The following is a 25,871-nucleotide window of genomic DNA, read 5'->3' as shown; positions in this document are numbered from 1 at the left end:
TCGTCCATGCGCCTGATGAGGACCGCTTCGACCGAACTTCGTCACCCTCGTTCCCCTTACGCAAGGGCGGGACGCTCGCCCGACCGGACAGTGCCGGTTTCTCGCGAGCGGTTCCCGCCGGCATCATGTCCCCCGGCATTAACCAACGTTAATGTGATTTAACGATTGTGGCGATTCGAAGTTGAGCGTCCAGCGATTACTCCGCCGCTGCGGCGAGGTTGTTGCGATAGACTCGGCAGGCATCGCCGAAAGCCCGGAAGATCGCCGCCGAGTGCTGGTCGGTTTCGGCGAAATATTCCGGGTGCCACTGGACGCCGAGCGCGAAGCCCCGCGCGCCGGGCACCGATACCGCCTCGATCGTCCCGTCCGGCGCGCTCGCCTCGACCTTGAGGCCGTCGCCCAATCGGTCGATCGCCTGCCGATGCAGCGAGTTCACGCGGATGTTCGAGGAACCGAGGATGCGCTTCAGGCTCTCGCCTTCGACCAAAACGTCTTGGCGGATGGCGTAGCGGGTGTCGCGCTCCGGGTGCTCCGGCGAGCGGTGGTCCATGCGGCCGTCGAGTTCCTGGATTTCGGTCGCGAGCGTGCCGCCGTGGAGGACGTTGAGCTCCTGGATGCCCCGGCAGATCGCGAGGAGCGGCAGGCCGGCGGCCAGCGCACCGCGCATCAGCGCATCGGTCAGGGCGTCGCGGCGCGTGTCGAACGGCTCGTGCCGCGCGGAGGGCTCGACGCCGTAGCGCGACGGGTGGACGTTGGACACCGCCCCGGAGATCAGGACGCCGTCGACGCGCTCCAGAACGCTGCCGACCTCGAAGTCGTCCGACAAAGCGGGGACGATCAGCGGCACCACGCCTGCGACGCGCAGCGCCGCCGTCAGGTATTGCTGCGGGCTCGCGTGCCACGGCGCGCCGTTGAACGACTGCACGTCGCTCGGCACCGCGACGAGCGGGGCTTTGGCATCGAGCATTCCGAGGCTCCATCGGTGAAGTCGCCGAGAAGCATCATGCGCGCCCCGCCGCGTCAACCGTTTGCCGAACGCGGGTTTCCCGGCACGGGCAAGCTTTACCCGTTCCGGGAGCGCGTCTATTTGAATCCGGGGACGGGGGAGGTTTCACGGCGAGGGGAGGAGAGCCATGGCTCGCCAGCGGCCGATCGTGCGCGCGGGAATTTTCTGTCGCGATCCGCGGCGTTCGGCCGTGCGTGCCGAAGTTTCGGCGCAGAGCGCTGGTTTCAAGGGCGCTCGCGAGAATCACCTCGCCGTGAAGAAGGACGATCGCTCCCGGATGCGCGCCGCCGAATCAAGCCTCGACACGCAAGACGATCCGGCGGCGCGAGGATGCGGCGTCTGGAGCGCGCGCTAATGGATCGTCGGCGGTTCATTCGCGCTGGAACCCTTGGCGCGGCCGGGGCCGCGGGTCTCGCCGCGCCGGCCCTGGCGCAGGGCGCGCCGCAGGTGCGGTGGCGCTGCACTTCGGCTTTCCCGAAGGCGCTCGAGACGCTCTATGGCGGTGCGGAGGACATCGCCCGCTTCGTTCGCGAGGCGACGGACGGCGCCTTCGACATCCAGACCTTCGCGGACGGCGAGATCGTGCCCGCAGCGCAGGCCGCCGACGCGGCGATCGGCGGCACGGTGCAGATGTGCCACGTCGCCTCCTACGACTATGTCGCGAAAGACCCTACCTACGCGCTCGGCGCGGCGGTGCCCTTCGCGCTGAATGCGCGCGGCATGGCAGCCTGGCTCTACAGCGGCGGCGGCGTCGACCTCCTGAACGAGTTCTTCGCCGGCCAGGGTCTCCACTACCTGCCCGGCGGCAACACCGGCACCCAGATGGGCGGCTGGTTCCGGCGCGAGATCAACGCGACGCAGGACTTGAAGGGCTTGAAGATGCGCGTGTCGGGGCTGGCGGCACAGGTGCTCGGCCGGCTCGGCGTCCAGCCGCAAGCGGTGGGCGCGAACGACATCCCCGCCGCGCTGGAGCAGGGTACGATCGATGCCGCCGAATGGATCGGTCCCTACGACGACGAGAAGCTGAACCTCGTGAAGGTCGCGCCGTTCTATTATTATCCCGGCTGGTGGGAAGGGAGCCTCACGCTCAGCTTCCTGATCAACAAGGGCGAATACGATCGGTTGCCGGCGAGCTATCGCAGCATCCTCGCCACCGCCGCGCGGGCGGCGACGATCGAGATGCAGGCGAAGTACGATTTCCGCAATCCGGGCGCGCTGAAGCGGCTCGTCGCGGCCGGCGCGCAGCTCCGTCCCTTCCCACAGGACGTCCTGAACGCCTCCTTCGACGCGGCGAATCAGGTTTACGGCGAGATCAACGGACAGAACCTGCCGTTCAAGAAGATCTTCGACTCGATGATGGCGTTCCGTGCCGAGACGTATCTCTACCAGCAGGTGCCGGAATACACGTTCGACACCTTCATGATGATCAAGCAGCGCGAGGGCGCGCTCGGCGGCAAGTGATCGGCCGGGGCGCGAAGGGCTTGCGTCCCGGCGGTGAGGCGCGTGCCGTTCGGCCGAAGCCGGTCACGGTGGACTGGCTGTTCCGCGCCGGCGCGCACTACCTCGAACGCTATGCGAGCTCGGCGGAAAACCTCCGCCGCGTTCTCGCCCGCAAGGTGGAGCGCCGCGTCGCGACGCACGAGGAGCCGCCGGACGAGACGGCGCGGGCCGCACATGCCGCGATGATCGAGGAAGCGCTCGGACGCTTCACCGAGCTGAAGCTGATCGACGACGCGAGCTTCGCCGAATCGAAGCTGCGGAGCCTCCGGCGGGCCGGGGCGTCGAGCCGGCAGGCGCAGGCGAAGCTCGCCGCCAAGGGCGTCGACCGCCAGACGGTTGCGGAGGTGGTCGCGGGCGACGAGACGAGCGAGCGCGAGGCCGCCCATCGCTACGCCAGCCGCCGCAGGCTCGGGCCGCACCGGACCCGCGAGCGGGAAGAGCGGCGCGAGCGCGACGTCGCCGCGATGATGCGGGCCGGCTTCGGCTACGCCGACGCGAAGGCCGCGATCGACGGCCTGCCGGACGAGGCGGAATAGCGCCGCCCGTCGCTGCGCACCGCATTGCCTGTTCGCGGCGGAGTCGTGTAGATGCGAAGGCGATACACGGCACCTCGCGGCGGACGGCGAGACGGCGCCGGCAATGGAGACCCCGCATGGCAGAGCAGCCAGGATTCGACCCTCACGCCGTCGGCGAGATGGACTATCCGGAGCACAACCGGACCTACGGGCGCTTTCTCGGCTTCTTCAAGTACGGGGCGATTGCGGTCGTCGCCATCCTGATCTTCATGGCGACCGCGCTGGTCGGCCACGGCGGCTTCATCGGCGGCATCCTGCTCGCCGCGATCTTCGCCGCGGTCGCCGTGTTCGTGCTCGGCAAGGGCGAAGAGAATTCGATGAAGCATTGACCGGCTCGGCCTTGCGTCCTTCGGCGGACGCGGGCGGGCCATGCCGCACGGGCGGCGGGAGGGGAACATCGGCATGAAGGTCTTCGTCCCGCGCGAGCGCGAGGACGGCGAGCCGCGCGTCGCGGCCTCGCCCGATACGGTGAAGCGTCTCGCCGGCTACGGCGTCGAGGTCGTGGTCGAGGCGGGCGCGGGCGACGCATCCCGCCTGCCGGACGATGCTTTCGCCGCGGCAGGAGCGCGGATCGGATCGGCCGAGGATGCGCGCGATGCCGACGCGGTCCTGAAGGTGCGCCGGCCGAACCCGGACGAGTTCGCCGGCTACCGGTGCGGCGCGGCGGTGATCGCGATCATGGACCCGTACGGCCGCGACGCGGAACTCGCCGCGATGGCCGATGCCGGTATCCAGGCCTTCGCCATGGAGCTGATGCCGCGCATCACCCGCGCGCAGACGATGGACGTGCTTTCGTCCCAGGCGAACCTCGCGGGCTATCAGGCGGTGATCGATGCGGCCGCCACCTACGACCGCGCTTTCCCGATGATGATGACGGCAGCCGGCACGGTGCCCGCCGCGCGCGTCTTCGTCATGGGCGCGGGCGTCGCGGGCCTCCAGGCGATCGCGACCGCCCGCCGGCTGGGAGCGGTCGTCACCGCGACCGACGTCCGGCCCGCCGCGAAGGAGCAGGTCGAGTCGCTCGGCGCGAAGTTCATCGCGGTGGAGGACGAGGAGTTCCGTGCCGCGGAAACGGCCGGCGGCTACGCCAAGCAGATGTCCGCCGACTATCAGGCGAAGCAGGCCGAACTCACCGCCTCGCACATCGCCAAGCAGGACGTGGTGGTGACTACCGCGCTGATCCCCGGTCGCCCTGCGCCGCGGCTGATCACGCGGGCCATGCTGGAATCGATGAAGCCGGGCTCCGTCGTCGTCGACCTTGCGCTGGAGCGCGGCGGCAATGTCGAGGGCGCGGAGGCCGACCGGATCGCCGAGATCGGCGCGGTGAAGGTCGTCGGCTACCGCAACGTGCCGGGCCGCATCGCCGCGACCGCTTCGCTGCTCTACGCCCGCAATCTCTTCGCCTTCCTCGAGACGATGATCGACAAGGACACGCGCTCGCTGAAGATCAATCTCGAGGACGAACTGGTGAAGGCGACCATGCTGACGCGCGACGGCCGGGTCGTGCATCCGGGCTTCGCCCCGCCGGACTCCTCGCCCGCCGACGAGATCGTCGAGGCTTCCGCGGAAAGGGACGCGTGATGGAGGAAACGACGCTTCAGGACGCGATCCGCCGTCTCGACGCCGCAGGCAGCGCAGTCGGCGCGGCGCGGGAGAGTGTCGGCGCGCTCGCCCGGCAGCATGCCGAAGGCATCGCCGCCGCCGGCCATGCGGTGACGGGCGTCGACCCGTTCGTCTTCCATCTCGCGATCTTCGTGCTGGCGATCTTCGTCGGCTACTACGTCGTCTGGTCGGTGACCCCGGCGCTCCACACGCCGCTGATGTCGGTGACGAACGCCATCTCCTCGGTGATCGTCGTCGGCGCGATCCTCGCCGTCGGCATCTCGGCCTCGGGCGCCGCCAGCTTCTTCGGCTTCGTCGCGCTGGTGCTCGCCAGCGTCAATATCGTCGGCGGCTTCCTCGTGACGCAGCGCATGCTCGCGATGTATCGCAAGAAAGGGAGCTGAGCGGCGCGATGAGCGAGACCACCGCCGCCTTCCTCTACCTCGTTTCCGGCGTCCTGTTCATCCTGGCGCTGCGCGGGCTGTCGCATCCGACCACGTCGCGGCAGGGCAATCTCTACGGCATGGCGGGCATGGCGCTCGCCGTCCTGACGACGCTGTTCCTGGCGAGCCCGCATTTCGGCGGGTTCCTCTTCATCGTTCTCGGCCTCGCCATCGGCGGCGGCATCGGCGCGGTGGTGGCGAAGCGCATCGCGATGACGGCGATGCCGCAGCTCGTCGCCTTCTTCCACAGCCTCGTCGGCCTCGCGGCGGTGATGGTCGCGGCCGCCGCGCTCTACGCGCCGGAGGCCTTCGGCATCGGCTTCGTCGGCGGCATCCGCGGCGAGGCGATCGTCGAGATGAGCATCGGCGTCGCGATCGGGGCGCTCACCTTCACCGGCTCGATCATCGCCTTCCTGAAGCTCGACGGGCGGATGAGCGGCAAGCCGATCCTCCTGCCGAACCGCCACGCGATCAACATCTCCCTCGGCGTCGCTGTCGTGGTGCTGATCGCGGTCTTCGCCTCCACCGAAAGCCATCTCGCCTTCTGGCTGATCGTCCTCGCCAGCCTTGCGCTCGGCGTGCTGCTGATCGTGCCGATCGGCGGGGCGGATATGCCGGTCGTCGTCTCGATGCTGAACAGCTATTCCGGCTGGGCGGCGGCGGGCATCGGCTTCACGCTGCAGAACCTCGCACTGATCGTCACCGGCGCGCTGGTCGGCTCGTCCGGCGCGATCCTCTCATACATCATGTGCAAGGGCATGAACCGCTCGTTCCTGTCGGTGATCCTCGGCGGCTTCGGCGGCGAGAGCGCGGTCGCCGCCGGGCCGGACGGCGTCGAGCGGACAGTCAAGCAGGGCTCGGCCGACGACGCGGCCTACCTGATGAAGAACGCGAGCCGCGTGATCGTCGTGCCCGGCTACGGCATGGCGGTGGCGCAGGCGCAGCACGCGCTGCGCGAGATGGCGGACCTCCTGAAGCGCGAGGGCGTCGAGGTGAAGTACGCGATCCATCCGGTGGCGGGCCGCATGCCGGGGCACATGAACGTGCTTCTCGCGGAAGCCAGCGTTCCCTACGACGAGGTGTTCGAACTGGAGGACATCAACTCGGAGTTCGCGCAGACCGACGTCGCCTTCGTGATCGGCGCGAACGACGTGACGAACCCGGCGGCGCGCGACGACAAGACCTCGCCGATCTACGGCATGCCCATCCTCAACGTCGACCAGGCGGCGACCTGCCTCTTCGTCAAACGCTCGATGGGCTCCGGCTATGCCGGCATCGACAACACGCTGTTCTACAAGCCGAATACGATGATGCTCTTCGCCGACGCCAAGAAGATGGTCGAGGACATCAACAAAGCCTTCGGGCACTGACCGGCTCAGCCGCTTCCAAACGAAAGCCCGCCCGGAGCGATCCGGGCGGGCTTTTTCGTTTCGCGAAAGCGGAATCAGTTCTTGTAGACGGCCTTGCCGGTGTCGGCGGCAGCGAGCTCGAAGCGGGAAACGCCGGCTGTCGCGTTCAGGCCGAACTGCGCCTGGAGGCCGATCGGCTGCAGCGTGAAGCCGTTGTTCGGGCCGCCGACCAGCACCTTCGCGCCGCCGCCGCTGGCGATCGCCGCATCCACCGACGCGCCGTAATAGGCGCCGTCGAGGCTCATCGGTTCGCCGGAGCGGAAGGAGGGCGCGTAGACCGCCCAGGAAAAGTCCTGCCGGCCGGTGATGCCGACATCGACGCCAACCGTCCGCAGCCGCCCGACATAGGGCTCGCTCGGATAGCGGCTCGACGCCGGCGTGAAGACGCAGAGATAGTCCTTCTTCGAGGTGACGAGCAGGCCGAGCGAGCCATCGCTCTGGCAGGTCAGCAGCCCGATCTTCTGCCCGGCTTGTGCCGCCGGTGCGAAGGATAGCGCCGCGGCGACGGCCGCCCCGGCGAGAAGAGCACGTTTGAACATGACGCGAGAACTCCAGTCAGATTTCCGCGAGCCAAACGTCGTGCCGACCGTTCGGGTTGCCGGGCGGCGTTCAAGCCTGTCCCGACGCGGAAATCTTTCGGGAGTTGCTTCCCGCCTCAGGCCGTGCCGCGCGTGCGTGCCAGACCATCCTTCGCCGGCTTGTAGTTCGGGTCGAGCTGCGCCGCCCGCGCGTAGGACTTTGCCGCCCGCGCCTTGTCGCCGCGCCGCTCGAACACGATCGCCTGGTTGGTCCAGTACTCGGCGCTCCGGTCGTTCAGCTTCAGCGCCATGTTGAAGTCGCTGAAGGCATTCTCGTCGTCGCCGAGCGCCAGATACGAGACGCCGCGGCCGGAATAGGGCTCCGGCGCGTCGGCGCGGAGCGAGATCGCGGTCGAGAAGTCCTCGATCGCCTGCTTGTGCTGCCCGTCGCGTTGATAGAGGAGGCCGCGATTGTGGTAGGCGCGCGGGTCCGTCGTGTTGAGGTCGATCGCCTTCTGGAAGTCGGCCAGCGCCTCGCGGTTGCGGTTCGCCGTGCGGTAGAGGTTGCCGCGGCCGATATAGGCGCCGTCGTAGTTCGGGTTCAGCCGGATCGCGGCGTTGTAGTCGGCGAGCGCGGCTTGGTTGTCGCCGGTCTGGCGGTAGACGAGCGCGCGGTTGGCATAGGCCTGGTAGAAGTTTGGATTGAGCTGGATCGCGGTCGTGAAGTCGGCGATCGCGTCCTTGTTCTGCCCGGCGCGCCCGTAGGCGGTGCCGCGCACGTTGTAGCTTTCCGGGTTGCGCGGGTCGGCGTTCACGGTGGCAGTCAGGGACGAGATGTTCTCGCTCGACCCTTGCGCCTTGTCGAGCGTGATGACGCTCGGCGCGGATACGGTCTGGCAGGCGGCGAGCAGCGCCAGCAGTGAAACGGCGGCGAGGCGCTTCGCGTCGAACAACAATGCCGTCTTTCCCTCTTAGTCGAACCGACCGCATCCGGCCGGACTGGACCCCTCGCCGGAGGAGTCCGTCCACGATGCCGGACTTCCCGTTAAGAAAGGCGAAACCATGCGGCCGCCGTCGCGAAGTCCATTGGTTGCGATGTCGTCGAAATCATGATCCGGCAAGCCCTATACCCTTGTCGGACAATCGAAATCGAAACCATGTCGCATTTTTGCCGCGTGCGGTGCGGCGTCGCGGTGGGCTACGGCTCATGGGCGCGTCACGGCGGCGTCGCAAAATGAGCTTGATCGACGGTTCAAAGCTCTAGAAGAGTTCCTCCGCCCGCGCGTCGTCCAAGCGCTCGCGGCGGCAGCAGCCTTAGACGGGGATGCCCGAATGCGACGTTTCTCGGCCTTCGCGGTTGCGCGCGAGGCGTTCCGCAACCACAGCGGCTGGGGCGAGCAGTGGGCTTCGCCCGAGCCGCGCCGGCACTACGACGTCGTCATCGTCGGCGCCGGCGGGCACGGGCTCGCGACCGCCTACTACCTCGCCAAGGAGCACGGCATCACCGATGTCGCCGTGATCGAGAAAGGCTGGCTCGGCGGCGGCAATACCGGCCGCAACACGACGATCATCCGCTCGAACTACCTCTACGACGAGTCCGCCGCGATTTACGACCACGCGGTGAAGCTGTGGGAGGGCCTGTCGGAGGACCTGAACTACAACGTCATGTTCTCCCCGCGCGGCTGCATGATGCTGTCGCACAACGTCCACGACCAGCAGGTTTTCAAGCGCCACATCCATGCCAACCGGCTGAACGGCATCGACAACGAGTGGCTGACGCCGGCCGAGGCCAAGGCGTTCTGCCCGCCGCTGAACATCGCGGCGAACGTCCGCTACCCGATCAACGGCGCCGCCCTGCAGCGGCGCGGCGGCACGGCACGGCACGATGCGGTCGCCTGGGGCTACGCGCGGGCTGCGTCGGCGAGGGGCGTCCACGTCATCCAGAACTGCGCCGTCACCGGCATCCGGCGCGGCGCCGACGGCGCAGTGCAGGGCGTCGAGACGAGCCGCGGCTTCATCGGCGCGAAGAAGGTCGGGGTCGTCGCGGCCGGCTCGACCTCCGTCGTCATGGAGATGGCGGGCGTCCGCATGCCGCTCGAAAGCTACCCGCTGCAGGCGCTGGTGTCGGAGCCGGTGAAGCCGGTGTTCCCGTGCATCGTCATGTCGAACACGGTGCACGCCTATATCTCGCAGTCCGACAAGGGCGAACTCGTGATCGGTGCCGGCACCGACCAGTATCCGAGCTACAGCCAGGCCGGTAGCTTGCACATCCTCAACCACACGCTCGACGCGATCTGCGAGATGTTCCCGATGTTCCGGCGCATGCGGATGCTGCGCTCCTGGGGCGGCATCGTCGATGTGACGCCGGACCGCTCGCCGATCCTGTCGAAGACGCCGGTGAAGGGCCTCTACGTCAACTGCGGCTGGGGCACCGGCGGCTTCAAGGCGACGCCGGGCTCGGGCAACGTCTTCGCCCACACGATCGCGCGCGACGAGCCGCACCGGATCAACGCCGCCTTCAGCCTCGACCGCTTCGTGTCCGGCCGCTTCATCGACGAAGCCGCCGCCGCCGCCGTCGCGCACTGAAAGAGAAACCGATGCCCGAAGCCGTCAATCTCGAAGCGAAGCTGTCGCTGTTCCACGAGCCCTGGTCGCCGAAGATCGTCACCACCTACAACGACAACGACATCATGGTCGTGAAGTTCGAAGGCGAGTTTCCGATGCACAAGCATCCGGACACCGACGATTTCTTTCTCGTCCTCGACGGCCATGTGACGATCGAGACGGAGGAGGGCGACGTCGAGCTGCGGCCGGGCGAGCTCTACGTCGTGCCGAAGGGCGTGATGCATCGCCCGATCGCGCATGGTGAGGCGAAGGTTCTGCTGATCGAGCCGAAGGGCCTGCCGAATTCCGGCGATCCGGCCACCGCGGCAACCAAGGTTCGCATCTAGATGCTGCTGATCCACTGCCCCTATTGCGAGGAAGAGCGGCCGGAACTGGAGTTCCGCCATGCCGGCGAGGCGCACGTGCCGCGCCCGGCCGGCGATGCCGGCCTTTCCGACGAGGAGACGGCGCACCGCCTCTACTACCGCTCGAACGAGCGCGGGCTCGTGTTCGAGCGCTGGCGGCACGGTTCCGGCTGCGGCAAGTTCTTCAACGCCGCGCGCCATTCCGTCACCGACAAGTTCGTCGTCACCTACAAGACCGGGGAGCCGAAGCCCGAGCTTGCCGACCTCGGCGATGCCGACTTCGATGCCAACGTCAATCCACGCGTTCAGGGCGATCCGGCCCATACGCCCGCGGCCCGGACGGAGGCGCAGCAGTAATGACCGAGCGCTTTCGCATCCCGGGTGCCGGCCGGCTCGATTCCGCCCGCCGCATCGCCTTCTCGTTCGACGGCAACCGCTACGAGGGGCGGGAGGGCGACACGCTCGCCTCGGCGCTGCTCGCCAACGGCGTCCATCTCACCGGCCGCTCGTTCAAGTACCACCGGCCGCGCGGCATAATCGGCATCGGCTCGGAGGAGCCGAACGCGCTGGTCGAGATCCGGCGCGACCGCGCCCGGCGCCAGCCGAACGCCCGCGCGACGGTGCAGCCGCTCTACGAGGGGCTCCGCTCGGTCAGCCAGAACCGCTGGCCCTCGCTCGACTTCGACGTCGGCGGCGTGAACCAGTATTTCTCGCGCTTCCTGCCGGCCGGTTTCTACTACAAGACCTTCATGTGGCCGCGCGGCTTCTGGCACCGCGTCTACGAGCCGAAGATCCGCGCCGCCGCCGGCCTCGGCCGCGCCCCGGCCGATCCCGATCCCGACAGCTACGCCAACCGCTTCGAGCATGCGGACGTGCTCGTCGTCGGCGGCGGTGCCGCCGGCCTGACGGCGGCGCTCGCGGCAGGCGAGGCGGGCGCCTCCGTCATTCTCTGCGATGAGAACGCTGAGTTCGGCGGCTGGCTCAGGGCCGAGCGCAACGCCACGATCGACGGCGTCCTCGCGGTGAACTTCGTCGCCGATGCCGTCCGCCGGCTGGAAGCGATGCCGAACGTCCGGCTGCTCCGCCGCGCGACGGCCTTCGGCTACTACCTGCAGAACATGGTGGCCGTGTCGGAAGAGGCGACCGACCATCTGGCGAACCCCGATCCGGCGACGCCGCGCGAGCGGCTGTGGCAGATCCGGGCGAAGCGCGTCGTGCTCGCCACCGGCTCGATCGAGCGCCCGCTGGTGTTCCCGGACAACGACCGGCCGGGCGTGATGCTGGCCTCCGCCGCCCGGACCTACCTCAACCATTACGGCGTCGCGCCGGGCCGCCGCGTCGCGGTGTTCACCGCGCACGACGCGGCCTATGCGGCAGCGGGCGACCTCCGGCGCGCCGGCATCGACGTGCCGGTGCTGGTCGACCTCCGAGAGGAACCGGACGCAAGCCTTCTGCGCGAGGCGAGGAACCTCGGCATCGAGGTGCTGACCGGCTACTCCATCGCGTCCGTCCGCGGCCGCAGGCGCGTGCGCGGCATCAAGGTCGAGGAAACGCGAAGCGGCCACGACCAGCGCGGCTTCGATTGCGACGCGCTCCTGATGTCGGGCGGCTTCACGCCTTCCGTTCACCTGTTCTCGCAATCGCGCGGCAAGTTGAAGTTCGACGCGGCCTCGCACGCCTACATTCCCGGCGAGTATTCGCAGGACTGCGTTTCCGTCGGCGCCTGCGCCGGCGATTTCGACCTCGCCTCGACGCTGCGCGCGGCGCGCCTCGCCGGCTTCACGGCGACCGGCGGACAGGCGCTGGAAACGGCGGCCGATGTCGCGGTGGAAGGCATGGCCGGCACCGCCGGCGGCTCGGCCGGCGCGACGCCGACCGCCGCGCCGGGGCGCTTCCGAAAGGCCTTCGTCGACTTCCAGAACGACGTCACGGCGAACGACATCCGCCTCGCGACCCGCGAGGGCTTCCGTTCGGTGGAGCACATCAAGCGCTTCACCACGAACGGCATGGCGACCGACCAGGGCAAGACCTCGAACATCCACGGCATCGGCGTCGCGGCCGAGGCGCTGAACGTGACCATGCCGCAGGTGGGGCTCACGACCTTCCGCGCGCCGTTCACTCCAGTCACCTTCGGCACGATCGCCGGGCACAATCGCGGCGACCTGTTCGACCCGGTGCGCCGGACGCCGATCCACGAGAGCGCGGTCGCCGAAGGCGCGGTGTTCGAGGATGTCGGGCAGTGGAAGCGCGCCTGGTACTTCCCGCGCGGCGCCTCGATGCACGACGCGGTGAAGCGCGAATGCCGCGCGGTGCGCGACGCCGCCGGCATGTTCGACGCCTCGACGCTCGGCAAGATCGAGGTCGTGGGACCGGACGCGGCCGCCTTCCTCGACCTCATCTACGCGACGCCGATGGCCTCGCTGGCGGTCGGCCGCTGCCGCTACGGGATCATGCTGTCGGAAGCGGGCTACATCATCGACGACGGCATCGTCGCTCGGATCGGCGAGCATCGCTACCACGTCACCACGACGACCGGCGGGGCGGCGCGCGTCCTCAACCACATGGAGGACTACCGCCAGACCGAGTTCCCGCACCTGAGGGTGTGGCTGACCTCGATCACCGAGCAGTACGCGACGATCGCGGTGCAGGGTCCGAAGGCGCGCGAGATCGTGACGCCGCATTTCGAGGGCGCCGACGTCTCGAACGCCGCCTTCCCGCACATGTCGGTGGCGGAAGGGCGTTTCCTGGGCGTGCCGAGCCGCTTCTTCCGCGTCTCGTTCACCGGCGACGCGGGCTTCGAGATCAACGTACCGGCCCGCTACGGCCGCGCCGTCTGGGACGCGATCCGCGAGATCGGCCGCCCGCACGGGATCGCGCCCTACGGCACCGAGGCGATGCACGTGCTGCGCGCCGAGAAGGGCTACATCATCGTCGGCCAGGAGACCGACGGCACAGTGACGCCGGCCGATGCGGCGCTCTCCTGGGCCGTGTCGAAGAAGAAGGCGGACTTCGTCGGCAAGCGCGGCATGGGTCGGCCCGACCTCCTCGCCGCCAACAGGAAGGAACTCGTCGGGCTGTTCACCAAGAACCCGCTCCACGTCCTGGAAGAAGGGGCGCAGATCGTCGCCGATCCGAAGCAGGCGAAGCCCATGACCATGATCGGCCATGTGACGTCGTCCTACTGGTCGGAAACGCTCGGCCGCTCCATCGCGCTGGCGCTCGTCAGGAACGGCCGGGCACGCAAGGGCGAGACGCTCCACGTCCCGATGCCGGACGGCGACCACGCCGTCGAGGTGACCGATCCGATCTTCTACGACAAGGACGGGGAGAAGCTGCATGGCTGACGCCGCGACCGCGCTCGCGCCGATCCGCGCGCTCCATCCGCTCGACGGGCGCTACCATTCCGGCCCGGGCATCGCGCTCGGCTCTGTTCCGGCGCGGACGCTGATCGCGCTGCACCTGTCGGAGCCCGCCTTCGAGCCGGTCGGCCGGGCGCTCGGCTTCGACCTGCCGCGCCGCCCGAAGGCAAGCACGGCGACGGACGGCATCGCGGCGCTTTGGCTCGGGCCGGACGACGTGATGCTCGTGTCGGAAGCGACCGGCGACGACGCGGCGGCGGAACTGATCGCGAAGATCGAGGCGAGCGGCACGGCGGAGCAGTCGCCGGTCGACGTGTCGGACCGATTCGTCGCGATCTCGCTGGAAGGACCGGCGGCGGAGGCGGTCCTCGCCGCGGGCTGCCCGCGCGACCTTCGGCTCGCGACCTTTCCGGTCGGCGCGGTGACGCGCACCGTGTTCAGCCGCGCCGAGATCACGGTGTGGCGCCGGGGCGAGACCCATTTCGAGGTCTTCTGCGGCCGCTCCTTCGCAGACTACCTCTGGGAATATTTCGTCGACGCATCGCGCTCGCCGGCGGTTTGACGCGCCCTTCCTTCTCCCGACCCGGAAGAGGGAAGGACCCTCTTCCTCCGATGCCTGCTTCTAGCGCACCCGCATGCCGGCGGCTTTGTCGTAGTGCAGCACCTTATCCGACTTCGGCAGCGGTGCGTCCGTCCGGCCGATCGTGACGCCGTTCGGGGCGTCCGGCGGGCAGATCGCGACGTAGCGGGCGTAGCCGCCGAGGCCCCCGCCGAACTTCGGATAGCCGATGGTGACGAGGCAGCCGGTTTCCGGCACCTGGTCGAGGTTCGCGACGCCTTCGGCCTGCGCGTAGCCGTTGTGCATCAGCCAGTGCTCGCCTTCCAGCGTCGGCGTCGAATCGGTGTCGAGCGGCTCGTGGCCGTGGAACAGGATGTGCCGTTCCTCGTGCAGGAACTTGAGCGCCGCCAGCGAGACGCCCGGGAAGCGCGCGAGCTTGGCGAGTTCGGGGTCCGGCCAGCGCTTCGACCAGTCGGAGCGCACCATCACGACCGAACCCTCCGGAATGCGGCCGTTCGCCTTCTCCCACGCTTCGATGTCCTTGGCCTGCAGCGCGTAGTTGTCATCGGTCCGCAACTGCTCGACAATCGGGATCACCGCGAGCGGGCGCACGGCGTAGGTCGGCGGCAACTCGTCGATCGCCGGATATTCCGGCGCCCAGTGCGCCGGCGGGTCGAGCTGCGTGCCGAGCTGGTCGGTGGTCAGGCGGTACTCCGTCGCCTCGAAGCCGTTCTTGGCCCAAGTGAAGGTCTCGCCCTTCGTCGCGAAGCCCTCGACATCCGCGCCCGCCTTCGCCGGACCGAAGCTCGGCGGCCCGAAGCCCGCCCAGACCGGAATCTTCGGCGTGATCGTATGTGTCAGGTCGACGTATTTCGCCGATTTCAAGCCGTTGTCGTAAAGACTCCAGAGCCCTTTCGCGTCGTCGGCCTTCGCCGCCGCGCCCGCCGCCAGAAGCACGACCATCGAGACGGCCGGCAGCTTTTTCCATGCGGTCATTTCGCATCCCCCCGATCGATCCGCCGGATCGAGCCCGGCAATTCGGATGGGACGCGATTCGACGACTGTTTGTCGAGGGTTTTCCGGGCTTCGACGGAGCGCGCCGGAGACGTCTATTCCTTCCGGACCTTGGAAAACAGCACGATCGAACTCGGCTCGATCCGAAGGCCCTGGACGCTCGGCCCGGCCACCGCGTTCTCGCGCTCGCTGGCGACGAAGGCGAAGGGCGCGTCGTCCTGCACGATGCGCTGCAGGTCGCGATAGAGCGCGGCGCGCGCCTTGCGGTCGCCGATACGCCGCGCCGCTTCGACGAGCCGGTCGACTTCCGGGTTCGAGTAGTAGCCCGCGTTGAAGCCGCCTTCGTTCGGCATCGCCCCGCTGCGCAGCGCCAGGAACGGCAGGGTGTCGGGGTCCTGCGTGGTCCAGGCCATCTCTGCCATGTCCGCCCGGTCCGACAGGCCCGGATTGACGTTGGCGAGGAAGGTCGTCCAGTCGTAGGTCTGGACCTTGACGTCCAGCCCGACCGCTTCGAGGTCGCGCTCGATCGCGTCCGCCATCGCGCCGGGATCGAGCATGCCGACGCCGTTCTGCGCGACGAGGAAGGACAAGCGCGCGCCTTCCGCGCCGGCCTGGCGGATCAGCTCGCGCGCCTTCGCCGGATCGTAGGGATAGGGCCGGAGCGACTTGTCGTCCGCCCAGTCGAAGGCGGACGGCACCGGATCCCCGGCGACCTCCGCCCCGCCGCCGAGCACGTCCTCGACGATCCGCCGCTTGTCGATCGCGTAGTTCACGGCCTGCCGCACCCGCTTGTCGGAAAGCGGTCCCTCGCGCGTGTTGAGGATCAGGAACCAGAGATGCGGCGCGGTCGTGGTGGCGACGGTGAAGCCCGCCTGCGTCCCGATCTCGGGGAGGTCGCGGAAGGGCGCGTCCATCATCACGTCGATCTGGCCGGACTGGAGTGCGGTGCGACGGGCGCGGGGATCGGCGATCGGCCGGAACACGAGGCGCTTCAGGGTCGGCGGCTCGCCGACGAAGGCGCCGTTCGCGGCAAGCGCCACCTCGGTGTTCGGCGTCCAACTCTCGAAGGCGAACGCACCTGTGCCGACCGGATGGCGGCCGAACTCCGCGCCGTACTTCTTCACCGCCGTCGGCGAGACGATGGAACCGGTCGGCGTCGCGAGCGCCGAGAGCAGCGGCGCGTAGGGCTGGCGCAGGCGGAATTCGACGGTCGTCGCATCGATCGCATGGACGCTCTCGATCGCGCCGAAGGTGAAGGCGAGCGGAAAGCTGCCGGTCGCGTGCTCTGGGTGCTTCGGATCGAGCATCCGCTCGAACGTATACTCCACCGCCGCAGCGTCGCAGGGCGTGCCGTCCTGGAACCGGATGCCGTCCCTGAGAATGAAGCGCCAGACGAGGCCGTCGGGCGAAACCGTCCACGAGGCGGCGAGCGCCGGCGCGACGTCGAGCGAGCCGCGCTTGAACCGCACCAGCCCGTCGAAGACGTTGGCGACGATGCGCATGTCGTTCGGGGAAACGGCGGCCTGCGGGTCGAGGGTCTGCGGTTCCGCGACCGCGCCGACCACGAGGACGTCGTCGGCGGGCTTCGCCGGGGCGGCGGCGGGCGCGAGCGATGGCGACAGGCCCGCGACGGCGACGGCGATCGCGAACCGGACGAACATCATGCCATTCATGGAATCATCCGGAGGTGACGGAAGGCCGCCACGAACACGATGAATGTGTTCGCAGCGTGGGAGCCGGCCGCGGCGAATGCTGGAGAGCGTATCCGCCGCGGTCGGCGTCGCTGCGAACCGATTTTATTCCGTGCCGCTCGGGAACCCGCTCTTTACGCGGTGCATGTGCCGCGACAGAACAGCGTCCGACGATGACTGCCGAAGTTCCGGAAGAAGGCGAGCGAGCATGATCAGAACCGAGACCGTCAGGAAGATCCTCTCCTGGTACGAAGGCGAAACGCCGGGGCTGAAGAGTAACCTGTCGCGGCTACTCATGCACGGCCGGCTCGCCGGCACGGGGCGCGTCGTCATCCTGCCCGTCGATCAGGGCTTCGAGCACGGCCCGGCCCGCTCCTTCGCGCCGAACCCCGCCGCCTACGACCCGCACTATCTCTACGAGCTCGCGATCGAGGCCGGCGTGTCCGGCTATGCCGCGCCGCTCGGTCTTCTGGAGCACGGCGCCGATGCCTTCGCCGGCGAGGTGCCGCTCATCATGAAGATGAACAGCGGCAATTCGCTCGCCGCCAATTCCAGCGATCAGGCTCTGACCGGCACGGTGGACGACGCGATGCGCCTCGGCTGCGTCGGCGTCGGCTTCACCATCTATCCGGGTTCCGACCACGCCTACGACATGATGGAGGAGCTGCGCGAGATCAGCCACGAGGCGAAGTCGAAGGGCCTGCTCAGCGTCGTCTGGTCCTATCCGCGCGGCGGCAAGATCAGCAAGGAGGGCGAAACGGCGCTCGATATCGTCGCCTATTCCGCCCACATGGCGGCGCTGATGGGGGCGACGATCATCAAGGTGAAGCTCCCGAGCAACCGCATCGATCTCGACGCCGCGAAGAAGACCTACGAGAAGAACCACATCCCGAGCGAGACGATCGCCGACCGCGTCCGCCACGTCATGCAGGCGAGCTTCGCCGGCAAGCGCGTCGTGGTGTTCTCCGGCGGCGAGGCGAAGACGCGCGAGGACCTGCTCGAAGAGGTTCGCGGCATCCGCGAAGGCGGCGGCAACGGCTCGATCATCGGCCGCAACTCGTTCCAGCGCTCGAAGGAGGACGCGATCGCGCTTCTGCGCGAGGTGATGGACATCTACGCCTGATGCGACGTCGCGATTTCCGTTGCGGCAGATGCACGGAAGATCGTTGACGTCAATATAACGGACTCGTGATCCCCGCCGCTCGGCATGACGCTGGCCGGCGGGGTTTTCGTTTCCGAAAACCGTTTGAGATCAGTGCACCGACACCGCTCCGTTGCACGAAGACCGGCGCCTTGCGGCTCCGGATCTGTGGCGTTCGGGATACACCGGTCTGGAATAAGGGTTCGCTGCCGCTTGATAGCCGCATCTGCGTGGATCACTTGCCCCGACAGACGAGTTCGGATGCCAGCGGAATCATCGCGCCGGCGACGAGCCGAACGGATGTCGAATAAGTGCCGCCTCCGGGCGGAAAGAAGATTGGAGTACGGATCATGAAGCGTTTTGCCATTTTGCTGGCAGCCACTGCCCTCGCCACCCCGGCCTTCGCCGCCGACATCATCACTGAGGAACCGCCGGCGCCGGCGCCGGTCGAGATCGCCCCGGCCTACAACTGGACGGGCCTCTATGTCGGTGGACAGGCGGGCGCGGCCTTCGGCGGCTCGTCGGGCGCCATCGGAACCGATCTCGGCGTGCCGCTGGACGCCGTGACGTTCCAGAAGGATACCGATGTCGGCTTCACCGGCGGCGTCCACGTCGGCTACGACTACCAGCTTCCGAGCAACATCATCATCGGCGGCGTCGTCGACTTCAACTACATCGACAACGACCGTAAGGTCGGCGTCGATCTGGTCGACGGAACGGGCGACAACACGACCTTCTCGAACAAGGTCGACCTCGACTACTTCGGCACGGTGCGCGGCAAGGTCGGCTATGCCTTCGATCGCGTGGCCGTCTACGGCACGGGCGGTCTCGCCTACGGCAACCCGAAGAACAAGGTGAACGACGGCGAAGCGCTCGCGCTGCTGGGCACGGGCTTCACTTCGGACACCAACTCCGACAAGGACAGCATCGGCTATTCCGTCGGCGGCGGCGTCGATTTCCTGGCCACCGAGAAGCTCTCGTTCGGCCTCGAATACCTCTACACCGACCTCGGCAAGGCGAAGACCGAGACGACGTTCACCAACGTCGCCACCGGCGACGCTTTCTCGGTCGACACCAAGACCGACGTCGACTTCCACACGGTGATGGCGAAGGCCTCGTACCGCTTCAACTGAGGTCGCCGCGACCTCACGAAATCGCTATCGCGCTTCGCCCGCCGGACGCCTCGTCCGGCGGGCATTTTAATTCAAAGGAAAGGGTTCGGCCTTAGGAAGGATTCACCAACGCGGGTCCGCAAGCTTCAGGCAAGCGGAAACTGCATCGGAGCGGCCAGGGTGATTCGCACCTGCCGGCCCGAAGGAGAACCCGTCCGACTCCCCGCGAGCCGGGCACAACATCCCGTCTTGGGACCGCGATGCCCCCGCATCGTCCCGAGGCCCAAGGAGTACCCAAGTTCCATGAAACGTCTTGCGATTCTCTTCGCGGCCACCGCCTTCGCCGCTCCGGCCCTTGCCGCCGACATCACCTATGACGAGCCCCCGGCGCCCGCGCCGGTCGACATCGCCCCGACCGCGAGCTGGACCGGCGCCTATGTCGGCGGCCAGGTCGGCGGCGCGTTCGGCGGCTCGAAGGGCGCGGCCGGTGCGGACGACTTCGGCGCGGCCACCGACACGTTCCACAAGCGCAGCGGCGGCGTGACGGCGGGCGTCCAGGCCGGCTACGACTACCAGATGCCGAACAACGTCATCGTCGGCGGCGTCGCGGACTTCAACTACATCGACCACGAGCGCAAGAGCGGCGTCGTCCTGCAGCAGGGCGGTTCCGCGACCGGCCAGGACTACGACACCAAGACCGAGATGAAGTATTTCGGCACGGTGCGCGGCAAGGTCGGCTACGCGATGGACAACGTCGCGGTCTACGGCACCGGCGGCCTCGCCTACGGCCACGCCAAGGTGAAGACGGACGGCGACAACTTCAACACGCAGGCCGACGGCACCGGCACGACCTACACGGTCGACTCGGACACCAGCAAGGACAAGGTCGGCTACACGGTCGGCGCCGGCGTCGACGTGCTCGCCACGCCGAACGTCTCCTTCGGCCTCGAATACCTCTACACCGACCTCGGCAAGGCGAAGTCGGAGAGCACCTTCACCGAGGCGAACGGCGGCGCGACGCCGGACACCTTCACCACGAAGTCGAAGACCGACCTCGACTTCCACACCGTCATGGCGAAGGCCGCGTACCGCTTCAACTGACAGCGGATCGCCTCGCCCAGGAAGGCCCGCCGGAGACAATCCGGCGGGCCTTTCCTATTTGCGGGCGGGGAGAGCGGACAGGCCGAGATCGGCCCGGCGCGGCAGGTCCGCCCCGCGACGGGTGCAGGTGACGGCGGCTGCCCGGATCGCCGCGCCGAGCAGCGCCTGCAGGTCCGCCTCGCCGAAGCTCGTGACCGCCTCGCGCGACAACGCGCCGTCCTCCGACAGCTTGGCGAGCGTCATGGCGAGGAAGGTGTCGCCCGCGCCGACCGTGTCGACCACGTGCACCGAAACGCCGGGGAGCGACGCGCCCGTGCCGGAAGCCGCCAGCGCGACCGCGCCCTTCTCGCCGCGCGTGACGATGCCGAGCGCCGCGCCCGCCGCGACCCAGTCGGCGAGAACCGCGTCGATCGAGCGGCCGGGATAGAGCTGCGACAGGTCCTCGTCGCTCGCCTTGACGAGGGTCGCGAGCGGCCCGAGCTCCGCGACCTTCGCCCGCCAGACGTCGAGATCCGGCACGACGGAGGCGCGGATGTTCGGATCGTAGGACACGAAGCGGCGGTCCCGCTCCTGCCGCACCAGCTTCAGGATCGCCGCGGCCGTCGGTTCCGACACGGTGGAATAGGAGCCGCCGACATGCACCGCTTCGATCTCGTCCGGCAGCGGCGAGGGCACCTCGTCCGGCTCGACCGAGCGGTCGGCGGTGCCCTCGATGTAGAAGGAATATTCCGGCACGCCGGCCTGCGACAGCGACACCATCGCGAGCGTGGTGTTGCGCGTAGTCGGGATCAGGAAGCGCTGGTCGATCTCCTCCTGTTCCATGAAGGCGCGGAGTCGCCGGCCGTAGAGATCGCCGGAAATCTTGGAGAAGTAGGCCGAGCCGTGGCCGAGCCGCGCGAGGCCGAGCGCGGCGTTCAGCGCCGAGCCGCCGATGCGGGCGGAAAGCCCGATGCGCGAGACGTCGGCATCGAGATCGGCGAAGACGTCGAACAGCGAGTCGCCGCAGGACAGGAACATCTCGGGTTTCTCCTCCGGGCGGCGGTTCCCTGCCGCCCCATCGTTCCGCTCCGGCTAGCAGGAATTCCGCCGGCGCGAAACAAGCTGGACGATCAGCCCGTCCACCGGGCCGACAGGCGCGGTTCCGGCATGAAATCGAAGTCGCGCCGAAACGGGAAGGCCGGCTCCCGACGCCGCCGGTTGGCCAAGCGCGGAATGTCCTGGTTCACGACGCCATCGGTCAGCGCCATCAGGTTCGGGTTCGCGACGGGTCTGAGTTCCGGCGACAGGTAGCCGGACTTCACGACGAGGAGCCGCACCGCCTTCGGATCGAGCCCAAGCCGGCGGAAGTCGGCGATGTCGTGATAGGGCCGGCGCCGCGCCGCGAGGACCACGGTGATGCCGCCGACCCGCACGACGGCCTGCCGCTCGCGCGCTTCGCCGGAATCGTCAAGCCGCACGACCGCGGCGTCCACCTCCGCCGGCTTGGAGGACGGATCGAGGCTGGAGCCGATGCGCAAGCGGAGCGTCGCGCCTTCGCCGGCCGCGAAGCACGCTTCGACCGCAGGGCGGTCGGTGATGCCGGCGAGGAGCGCGTCCTGCCAGTTCCGCTCGATCAGGGCACGCAGCACATCCGCGCGGTCGCCGACGCCGCCGCCGGTCGGGTTGTCTCCGGAATCGGCGAGGATGACGGGGCGCGTCTCGGCTTTCGCCGCGATATCGAGCATCTCCGCGAGCGGTCCCGTCACTGGGCCGAAGCCGAAGCGCTCGCGCGTCTCCCAATAACCGATCGCGATCTCGGCGGCGGCTTCCTTCGCGGCGTCCCGGTCGAAGCCGGTGACGACGGCGGCCGCCGTCGCCCGCGGCTCGTCGGCCCAGACGTAGCCGATCATCAGGTTGGCGTCGGCGATGCCGGGGCGGCGGTCGAAGTCCGACAGGCGAGCGTAAAGCGAGGCGGCCGGCTCGTCCTCGGTCGAGGTGCATTCGCCCGGCAGCAGCACCGGCACCGACGCCCAGGCGATGCCCGGCTTTTCGCCGGAGCGGAGCGCTTCCACCAGCATGTTCCAGGCGCGCAGCATCGTCGGGCGCACGTCGATATGCGGCGCGGTGCGGTAGGCGGCGAAGATGTCGAGGCCGTCGACGACGCGCTGCGAGACGTTGCCGTGGAGATCGTAGCTCGCGGCGACGACGCAGGTCTCGCCGACCGTGGCGCGCGCGGCGGCGATCCAGTCGCCCTCCGCATCGTCCATGCCCTCGACGTTCATCGCGCCGTGCATGGCGAGGTAGAGGCCATCGAGGGGGAGGGCGGCCTGGAGGCGGTCGAGGAACTCAGCCTTCAACGCCTCATATGTTTCACGTGAAACCGGCCCACCCGGCACGGCGCGGGCATGGAGTAGCGGCAGCACCTCCACGCCGTCCGTCGCGAGGAAGTCGAAATAGGCCGCAGCTAGGAGGTCGCCGTCGCGGAGGATGCGGAAGTCCTCGACCTCCATCAGCACCGGCGAATAGGTGCTGCATTCGGTATGGATACCGCCAACGGCGATGCGCATCAGAGCACCGGGCTCAGCGGAACGATGGCGGCGAAGCGCTCCCAGCTCTTGTTCTCCGCCGGCGTCCAGGCCGCTTCCGCGATGGCGGGCAGGCGCGGGAAGACGAGGCGGTTGAAATAGCCGCGCGACAGGAAGTGCTCCGACCAGATGCAGGCCTGGACGCCCTTCAGGAGATGCCGCAGCTCCTCCGGCAGGTCGCCGGCCGCCTCGTAGGCGTAGGTGTGTGCGGGCGGCACCGTGCCGGCCCAGCTAGCGCCCGGCTCCTGCCATTCCTCGGCCTGCACCATGTCGAGATAGTAGGCCTGGCCCGGCGTCATTACGACGCCGTAGCCTTGGCCGGCCAGCTCGATGCCGACTTCCGGCTTCTCCCAGGCCATCAGGATCGTGTCCTTCGGATCGACGCCGCCGCCATGCGCGACCTCGTTCCAGCCGACCAGCACCTTGCCGCGGCGGGTCAGCATCTCCTTCACGCGCTTCAGCAGATAGGACTGCAGCTCGAACGTGCCGCCAAGGTTCTCCTTGCGCATCAGCTCCTTGGCGAGCGGCGAGGCGAGCCACGCGCCGTGCGCCACCTCGTCGCCGCCGACATGGACGTAGCGCGAGGGAAAAAGCTCGGCGACCTCGTCGAACACCTTCTCCAGGAACTCGTAGGTCAGCGGAATTGCGGGGTTCAGCGCGTTGTTCGCGTAGCCCTGGACGGAGCGGTAGCTGTCCGGCGCTTCTTGCCCGTCGGTGAGGTCCGGCAGGGCGACCAGCGTCGCGGCGTTGTGGCCGGGAATCTCGATCTCCGGCACGATCTCGACATGGAGCCCGGCTGCGTGCGCGACGAGCATGCGGACGTCCGCCTTCGAGTAGAAGCCGCCGACCGGCTCCGCGCCGTTGCCGAGCTGCGGGCGGAGCGGCTCGTCCGGTCCGCGCAGCACGCCGAGCGTAGTGAGGGCGGGATAGGCCTCGATCTCCAGCCGCCAAGCCTCGTCGTCGGTCAGGTGCCAGTGGAGGATGTTGAGCTTCAGCCAGGCGAGGATGTCGACGAAGCGCGACACGTCGGCGACCGGGTAGAACTGGCGCGACACGTCGAGATGGCAGCCGCGCCATTCGTAGCGCGGCGCATCGGCGATCGTGCCGGAGGCGGGGAAGCCGAACTTCGCCGGCTCGGAGCGCGCGCCGTGGAGAAGCTGGGCCAGCGTCGTCAGCGCGTACTGGCGGCCGGCGGCGTCGCCATAGGCCAGCTCGACCACATCGGCGGCGAAGCGCAGCTCGTAGGCCTCGCGGCCGAGCTTCGTGTCGGAAGTGAAACGGATCGCGCGCCCTTGCGCGTCGGCTGCGAGCGAGAAGGGCGCGTGGCCGCTCGCGAACAGCCGGCGGAACAGCGCCAGCACGCCGTCGACCGCGCGGACATCCTCCAGCGCCGAAGCCTCGGCGGGGTAGAGCACGGTGGGGAAGGTCGCGCCGGCCTCGCCTGTCGCGTCCATCCGTTTCGGCCAGGGCTGGATCGCGAAGGGGAGGTCGAGCCTGCCTTCCGGCAGGAGGCGCGGCGGCGGCTCGCTGGTGCGGCCGTCGAGCAACATATCCGACACCGAGACCGGCAGGTGGCTGCCGTCGGCGAGCGTCAGGTAGGCGGACTTCGGCCCGTCCGTGCAGTGACGCGCGGCGCGTTGCAGGCCGCCGGCCGAGAAGCGCCAAGCCGCCCCCGGCTCCAGCCGGAAGCCGTCCGGGGCGGCGAACTCGTGATAGTTCGCGTCGCGCAGGGTCAGCCGGGCGTTCTCGACCGCCCCGTCCTCCACGACTCGCGTCAGCGAGGTGTAGACGAGCTTGAAGCCCTCGATCGCGGTTTCCCCGAGGTTGAACAGCGTCAGGACGAGCCGCCCGTTGCCGCCGTCCTCCGGGCGGAAAGCGCTTTCGAGCCGAAACGGTACGGATGCCATGCTCATGCCTCGCATGCTGGAAAGGGTGGCGGCGCCTCAAGCGCCTATTGGATAACCCCTCGGGTCGGTTCGGCGGTGCTTTTCCGCCGTCGCTACGTTGCCGAGCCTCGCCGATGCCGCCGGCATCACTCATGTTCGGCGCCTCGCGAGCGACGAAAAATCCCTCGCCGACCCTCCGCCGGCGGGTTGTCCAATAGGCCCTCAGGCGGCGGCCGCCTTCATGATCGCGAGATCGACGTCGGTGAGATCGACGCGCCGCTCGAAGGCCATCCCCTTCTCGTCGAAGAGGTGGCAGTCGCCGGCGCGGATGCCGGCCTCGATCGCCTCGCCGGGGCGCACCGCCGCGGTGCCCGGCAGGATGGCGCAGAAGTTCTCGGCCTCCGCGCCGCCCAGCGCCGCATAGGCGACCGTGTGCGCGCCGAGACGCTCGATGACGGTCGGCATCATGGACAGGCGGAAGTCGCCTTCGCCGGCCTGGACGTGCTCCGGCCGGATGCCGAGCGTCAGCGTACGGCCGACGGCGTTGGCGTCCGGCGCGACGGGGATCGTCGCCTTCTGGCCCATCAGGTCGACTTCGAGGCCGGCCTCGCTCGCAGCGGTACAGGCGACGGGCAGCATGTTCATCTTCGGATTTCCGATGAAGCCGGCGACGAAGACGTTGTCCGGCTTGTGGTAAAGCTCCAGCGGCGCGCCGGTCTGGGCGATGTGGCCGCCGTCGAGGACGACAATGCGGTCGGCCATGGTCATCGCCTCGATCTGGTCGTGCGTGACGTAGATCATCGTCGCCTTCAGCTCGCGATGGAGCTTGGCGAGCTCGATCCGCATGTCGGACCTGAGCGCCGCGTCGAGGTTCGACAGCGGCTCGTCGAACAGGAAGATCTTCGGCTCCCGCACGATCGCGCGGCCGATCGCGACGCGTTGGCGCTGGCCGCCGGAAAGCTGGCCCGGCCGCTGCTCCAGCCGCGCGTCGAGGTGGAGGATGCGCGCCGCGCGCTCCACCCGCGCCCTGAGCTTGTCCTCGGCCATCTTCTCGACCCGCAAGGGGAAGGCGATGTTCTCGAAGACGCTCATGTGCGGGTAAAGCGCGTAAGACTGGAACACCATCGCGATGCCGCGCTTCACCGGCGGCAGGTCGTTGACCTTGCGGCCGTCGATGGCGATCTCGCCGGCCGTGATGTCCTCGAGGCCCGCAATCATGCGGAGCAGTGTGGACTTGCCGCAGCCGGACGGTCCGACGAACACGACGAACTCGCCGTCGCGGACGTGGAGGTCGACGCCCTTGATCACTTCGAGCGCGTCGTAGGATTTCCGCACCTTGGCGAGGGCTAGCTGTCCCAATCCATGTTCTCCGGTCGCCGAGCGGGGTGGCCGATGGGGGAAATGGGCTGCGGGGGCGAGCCC

General features: G+C 68.6%; 24 protein-coding genes. 15 read left to right on the top strand and 9 right to left on the bottom strand.

Features of this window, described 5'->3' with window-relative positions:
• Positions 1 to 196 precede the first annotated feature (196 nt).
• Positions 197 to 967 carry a gamma-glutamyl-gamma-aminobutyrate hydrolase family protein gene (locus F6X38_RS10630; protein WP_150969712.1) on the bottom strand — a complete coding sequence of 257 codons (771 nt, stop codon included), beginning with the start codon at positions 965 to 967 and terminating at the stop codon, positions 197 to 199.
• 166 nt (positions 968 to 1,133) lie between these two features.
• On the opposite strand from F6X38_RS10630, the gene F6X38_RS10625 reads away from it, so the two are divergent.
• The 7 genes from F6X38_RS10625 (at position 1,134) to F6X38_RS10595 (ending at position 6,496) form a co-directional block, all read left to right on the top strand.
• Positions 1,134 to 1,361: a hypothetical protein gene (locus F6X38_RS10625; RefSeq protein ID WP_150969710.1), complete on the top strand. Its 228-nt coding sequence runs from the start codon at positions 1,134 to 1,136 to the stop codon at positions 1,359 to 1,361.
• Entirely contained in the window at positions 1,361 to 2,467 is a 1,107-nt protein-coding gene (locus F6X38_RS10620; RefSeq protein ID WP_150969708.1) for a TRAP transporter substrate-binding protein, read from the top strand. The genes F6X38_RS10625 and F6X38_RS10620 overlap by 1 nt, the downstream gene beginning before the upstream one ends.
• Positions 2,464 to 3,042, top strand: a complete 579-nt coding sequence (locus F6X38_RS10615) for a regulatory protein RecX (RefSeq protein WP_246191294.1) — start codon at positions 2,464 to 2,466, stop codon at positions 3,040 to 3,042. The genes F6X38_RS10620 and F6X38_RS10615 overlap by 4 nt, the downstream gene beginning before the upstream one ends.
• Positions 3,043 to 3,158: 116 nt before the next feature.
• On the top strand, positions 3,159 to 3,410 hold the full coding sequence (locus F6X38_RS10610) for an aa3-type cytochrome c oxidase subunit IV (RefSeq protein WP_150969706.1): 252 nt from the start codon (positions 3,159 to 3,161) through the stop codon (positions 3,408 to 3,410).
• Between the two features lie 73 nt (positions 3,411 to 3,483).
• A complete protein-coding gene (locus F6X38_RS10605; RefSeq protein ID WP_150969705.1) occupies positions 3,484 to 4,662 on the top strand; it encodes a Re/Si-specific NAD(P)(+) transhydrogenase subunit alpha in 1,179 nt (392 codons plus the stop codon).
• Positions 4,662 to 5,087, top strand: coding sequence for a proton-translocating transhydrogenase family protein (locus F6X38_RS10600; protein WP_150969704.1), 426 nt, complete (start codon positions 4,662 to 4,664; stop codon positions 5,085 to 5,087). Before F6X38_RS10605 ends, F6X38_RS10600 begins: the two co-directional genes overlap by 1 nt.
• An 8-nt stretch (positions 5,088 to 5,095) precedes the next feature.
• Positions 5,096 to 6,496: an NAD(P)(+) transhydrogenase (Re/Si-specific) subunit beta gene (locus F6X38_RS10595; protein WP_150969703.1), complete on the top strand. Its 1,401-nt coding sequence runs from the start codon at positions 5,096 to 5,098 to the stop codon at positions 6,494 to 6,496.
• Positions 6,497 to 6,570: 74 nt separating this feature from the next.
• On the opposite strand, the gene F6X38_RS10590 is transcribed toward F6X38_RS10595, so the two are convergent.
• Positions 6,571 to 7,074, bottom strand: a complete 504-nt coding sequence (locus tag F6X38_RS10590) for a DUF992 domain-containing protein (protein WP_150969702.1) — start codon at positions 7,072 to 7,074, stop codon at positions 6,571 to 6,573.
• A gap of 116 nt (positions 7,075 to 7,190) precedes the next feature.
• Positions 7,191 to 8,006, bottom strand: a complete 816-nt coding sequence (locus F6X38_RS10585; protein WP_246191293.1) for a tetratricopeptide repeat protein — start codon at positions 8,004 to 8,006, stop codon at positions 7,191 to 7,193.
• Between the two features lie 379 nt (positions 8,007 to 8,385).
• Here F6X38_RS10585 and F6X38_RS10580 point away from each other — a divergent pair, with 379 nt between their 5' ends.
• From F6X38_RS10580 to F6X38_RS10560, 5 genes are read left to right on the top strand one after another with little or no spacing between them, the layout of a single operon-like run.
• Entirely contained in the window at positions 8,386 to 9,639 is a 1,254-nt protein-coding gene (locus tag F6X38_RS10580) for a sarcosine oxidase subunit beta family protein (protein WP_150969700.1), read from the top strand.
• A gap of 11 nt (positions 9,640 to 9,650) precedes the next feature.
• Positions 9,651 to 10,004 (top strand): cupin domain-containing protein, encoded by a 354-nt coding sequence (locus F6X38_RS10575; RefSeq protein WP_150969699.1) that lies wholly within the window; start codon positions 9,651 to 9,653, stop codon positions 10,002 to 10,004.
• Positions 10,005 to 10,379, top strand: coding sequence for a sarcosine oxidase subunit delta (locus tag F6X38_RS10570; protein WP_150969698.1), 375 nt, complete (start codon positions 10,005 to 10,007; stop codon positions 10,377 to 10,379).
• Positions 10,379 to 13,366 (top strand): sarcosine oxidase subunit alpha family protein, encoded by a 2,988-nt coding sequence (locus tag F6X38_RS10565; protein ID WP_150969697.1) that lies wholly within the window; start codon positions 10,379 to 10,381, stop codon positions 13,364 to 13,366. Before F6X38_RS10570 ends, F6X38_RS10565 begins: the two co-directional genes overlap by 1 nt.
• Positions 13,359 to 13,943, top strand: a complete 585-nt coding sequence (locus F6X38_RS10560; RefSeq protein WP_150969696.1) for a sarcosine oxidase subunit gamma — start codon at positions 13,359 to 13,361, stop codon at positions 13,941 to 13,943. Before F6X38_RS10565 ends, F6X38_RS10560 begins: the two co-directional genes overlap by 8 nt.
• A 60-nt stretch (positions 13,944 to 14,003) precedes the next feature.
• Here the strand turns inward: F6X38_RS10560 and F6X38_RS10555 are convergent, their stop codons facing one another.
• Complete coding sequence (locus tag F6X38_RS10555; protein WP_150969695.1) at positions 14,004 to 14,936, bottom strand: cyclase family protein; 933 nt, start codon at positions 14,934 to 14,936, stop codon at positions 14,004 to 14,006.
• Between the two features lie 113 nt (positions 14,937 to 15,049).
• Complete coding sequence (locus F6X38_RS10550; protein WP_150969694.1) at positions 15,050 to 16,627, bottom strand: ABC transporter substrate-binding protein; 1,578 nt, start codon at positions 16,625 to 16,627, stop codon at positions 15,050 to 15,052.
• A gap of 226 nt (positions 16,628 to 16,853) precedes the next feature.
• On the opposite strand from F6X38_RS10550, the gene F6X38_RS10545 reads away from it, so the two are divergent.
• The 3 genes from F6X38_RS10545 (at position 16,854) to F6X38_RS10535 (ending at position 19,999) form a co-directional block, all read left to right on the top strand.
• Positions 16,854 to 17,768 carry a class I fructose-bisphosphate aldolase gene (locus tag F6X38_RS10545; RefSeq protein ID WP_150969693.1) on the top strand — a complete coding sequence of 305 codons (915 nt, stop codon included), beginning with the start codon at positions 16,854 to 16,856 and terminating at the stop codon, positions 17,766 to 17,768.
• 368 nt (positions 17,769 to 18,136) lie between these two features.
• Complete coding sequence (locus F6X38_RS10540) at positions 18,137 to 18,919, top strand: outer membrane protein (protein ID WP_150969692.1); 783 nt, start codon at positions 18,137 to 18,139, stop codon at positions 18,917 to 18,919.
• 282 nt (positions 18,920 to 19,201) lie between these two features.
• Positions 19,202 to 19,999 carry an outer membrane protein gene (locus tag F6X38_RS10535; RefSeq protein WP_150969691.1) on the top strand — a complete coding sequence of 266 codons (798 nt, stop codon included), beginning with the start codon at positions 19,202 to 19,204 and terminating at the stop codon, positions 19,997 to 19,999.
• 54 nt (positions 20,000 to 20,053) lie between these two features.
• Here F6X38_RS10535 and F6X38_RS10530 read toward each other — a convergent pair whose 3' ends face one another.
• From F6X38_RS10530 to F6X38_RS10515, 4 genes are all read right to left on the bottom strand, one after another.
• Positions 20,054 to 21,016: a carbohydrate kinase family protein gene (locus F6X38_RS10530; RefSeq protein ID WP_150969690.1), complete on the bottom strand. Its 963-nt coding sequence runs from the start codon at positions 21,014 to 21,016 to the stop codon at positions 20,054 to 20,056.
• Positions 21,017 to 21,108: 92 nt separating this feature from the next.
• On the bottom strand, positions 21,109 to 22,545 hold the full coding sequence (locus tag F6X38_RS10525) for a M81 family metallopeptidase (RefSeq protein WP_150969689.1): 1,437 nt from the start codon (positions 22,543 to 22,545) through the stop codon (positions 21,109 to 21,111).
• Positions 22,545 to 24,470: a beta-N-acetylhexosaminidase gene (locus tag F6X38_RS10520; protein WP_150969688.1), complete on the bottom strand. Its 1,926-nt coding sequence runs from the start codon at positions 24,468 to 24,470 to the stop codon at positions 22,545 to 22,547. The genes F6X38_RS10525 and F6X38_RS10520 overlap by 1 nt, the downstream gene beginning before the upstream one ends.
• A gap of 201 nt (positions 24,471 to 24,671) precedes the next feature.
• The gene (locus F6X38_RS10515) at positions 24,672 to 25,808 is read right to left on the bottom strand and encodes an ABC transporter ATP-binding protein (RefSeq protein ID WP_150969687.1); all 1,137 of its coding nucleotides are present in this window, start codon (positions 25,806 to 25,808) and stop codon (positions 24,672 to 24,674) included.
• Between the last annotated feature and the right edge of the window lie 63 nt (positions 25,809 to 25,871).

Source organism: Plantimonas leprariae (assembly GCF_008802405.1).
Classification (GTDB): Bacteria; Pseudomonadota; Alphaproteobacteria; order Rhizobiales; family Rhizobiaceae; genus Plantimonas; species Plantimonas leprariae.
Note: the sequence above shows the minus strand (reverse complement) of the source record. Positions and strands in the feature narration are given on the sequence as shown.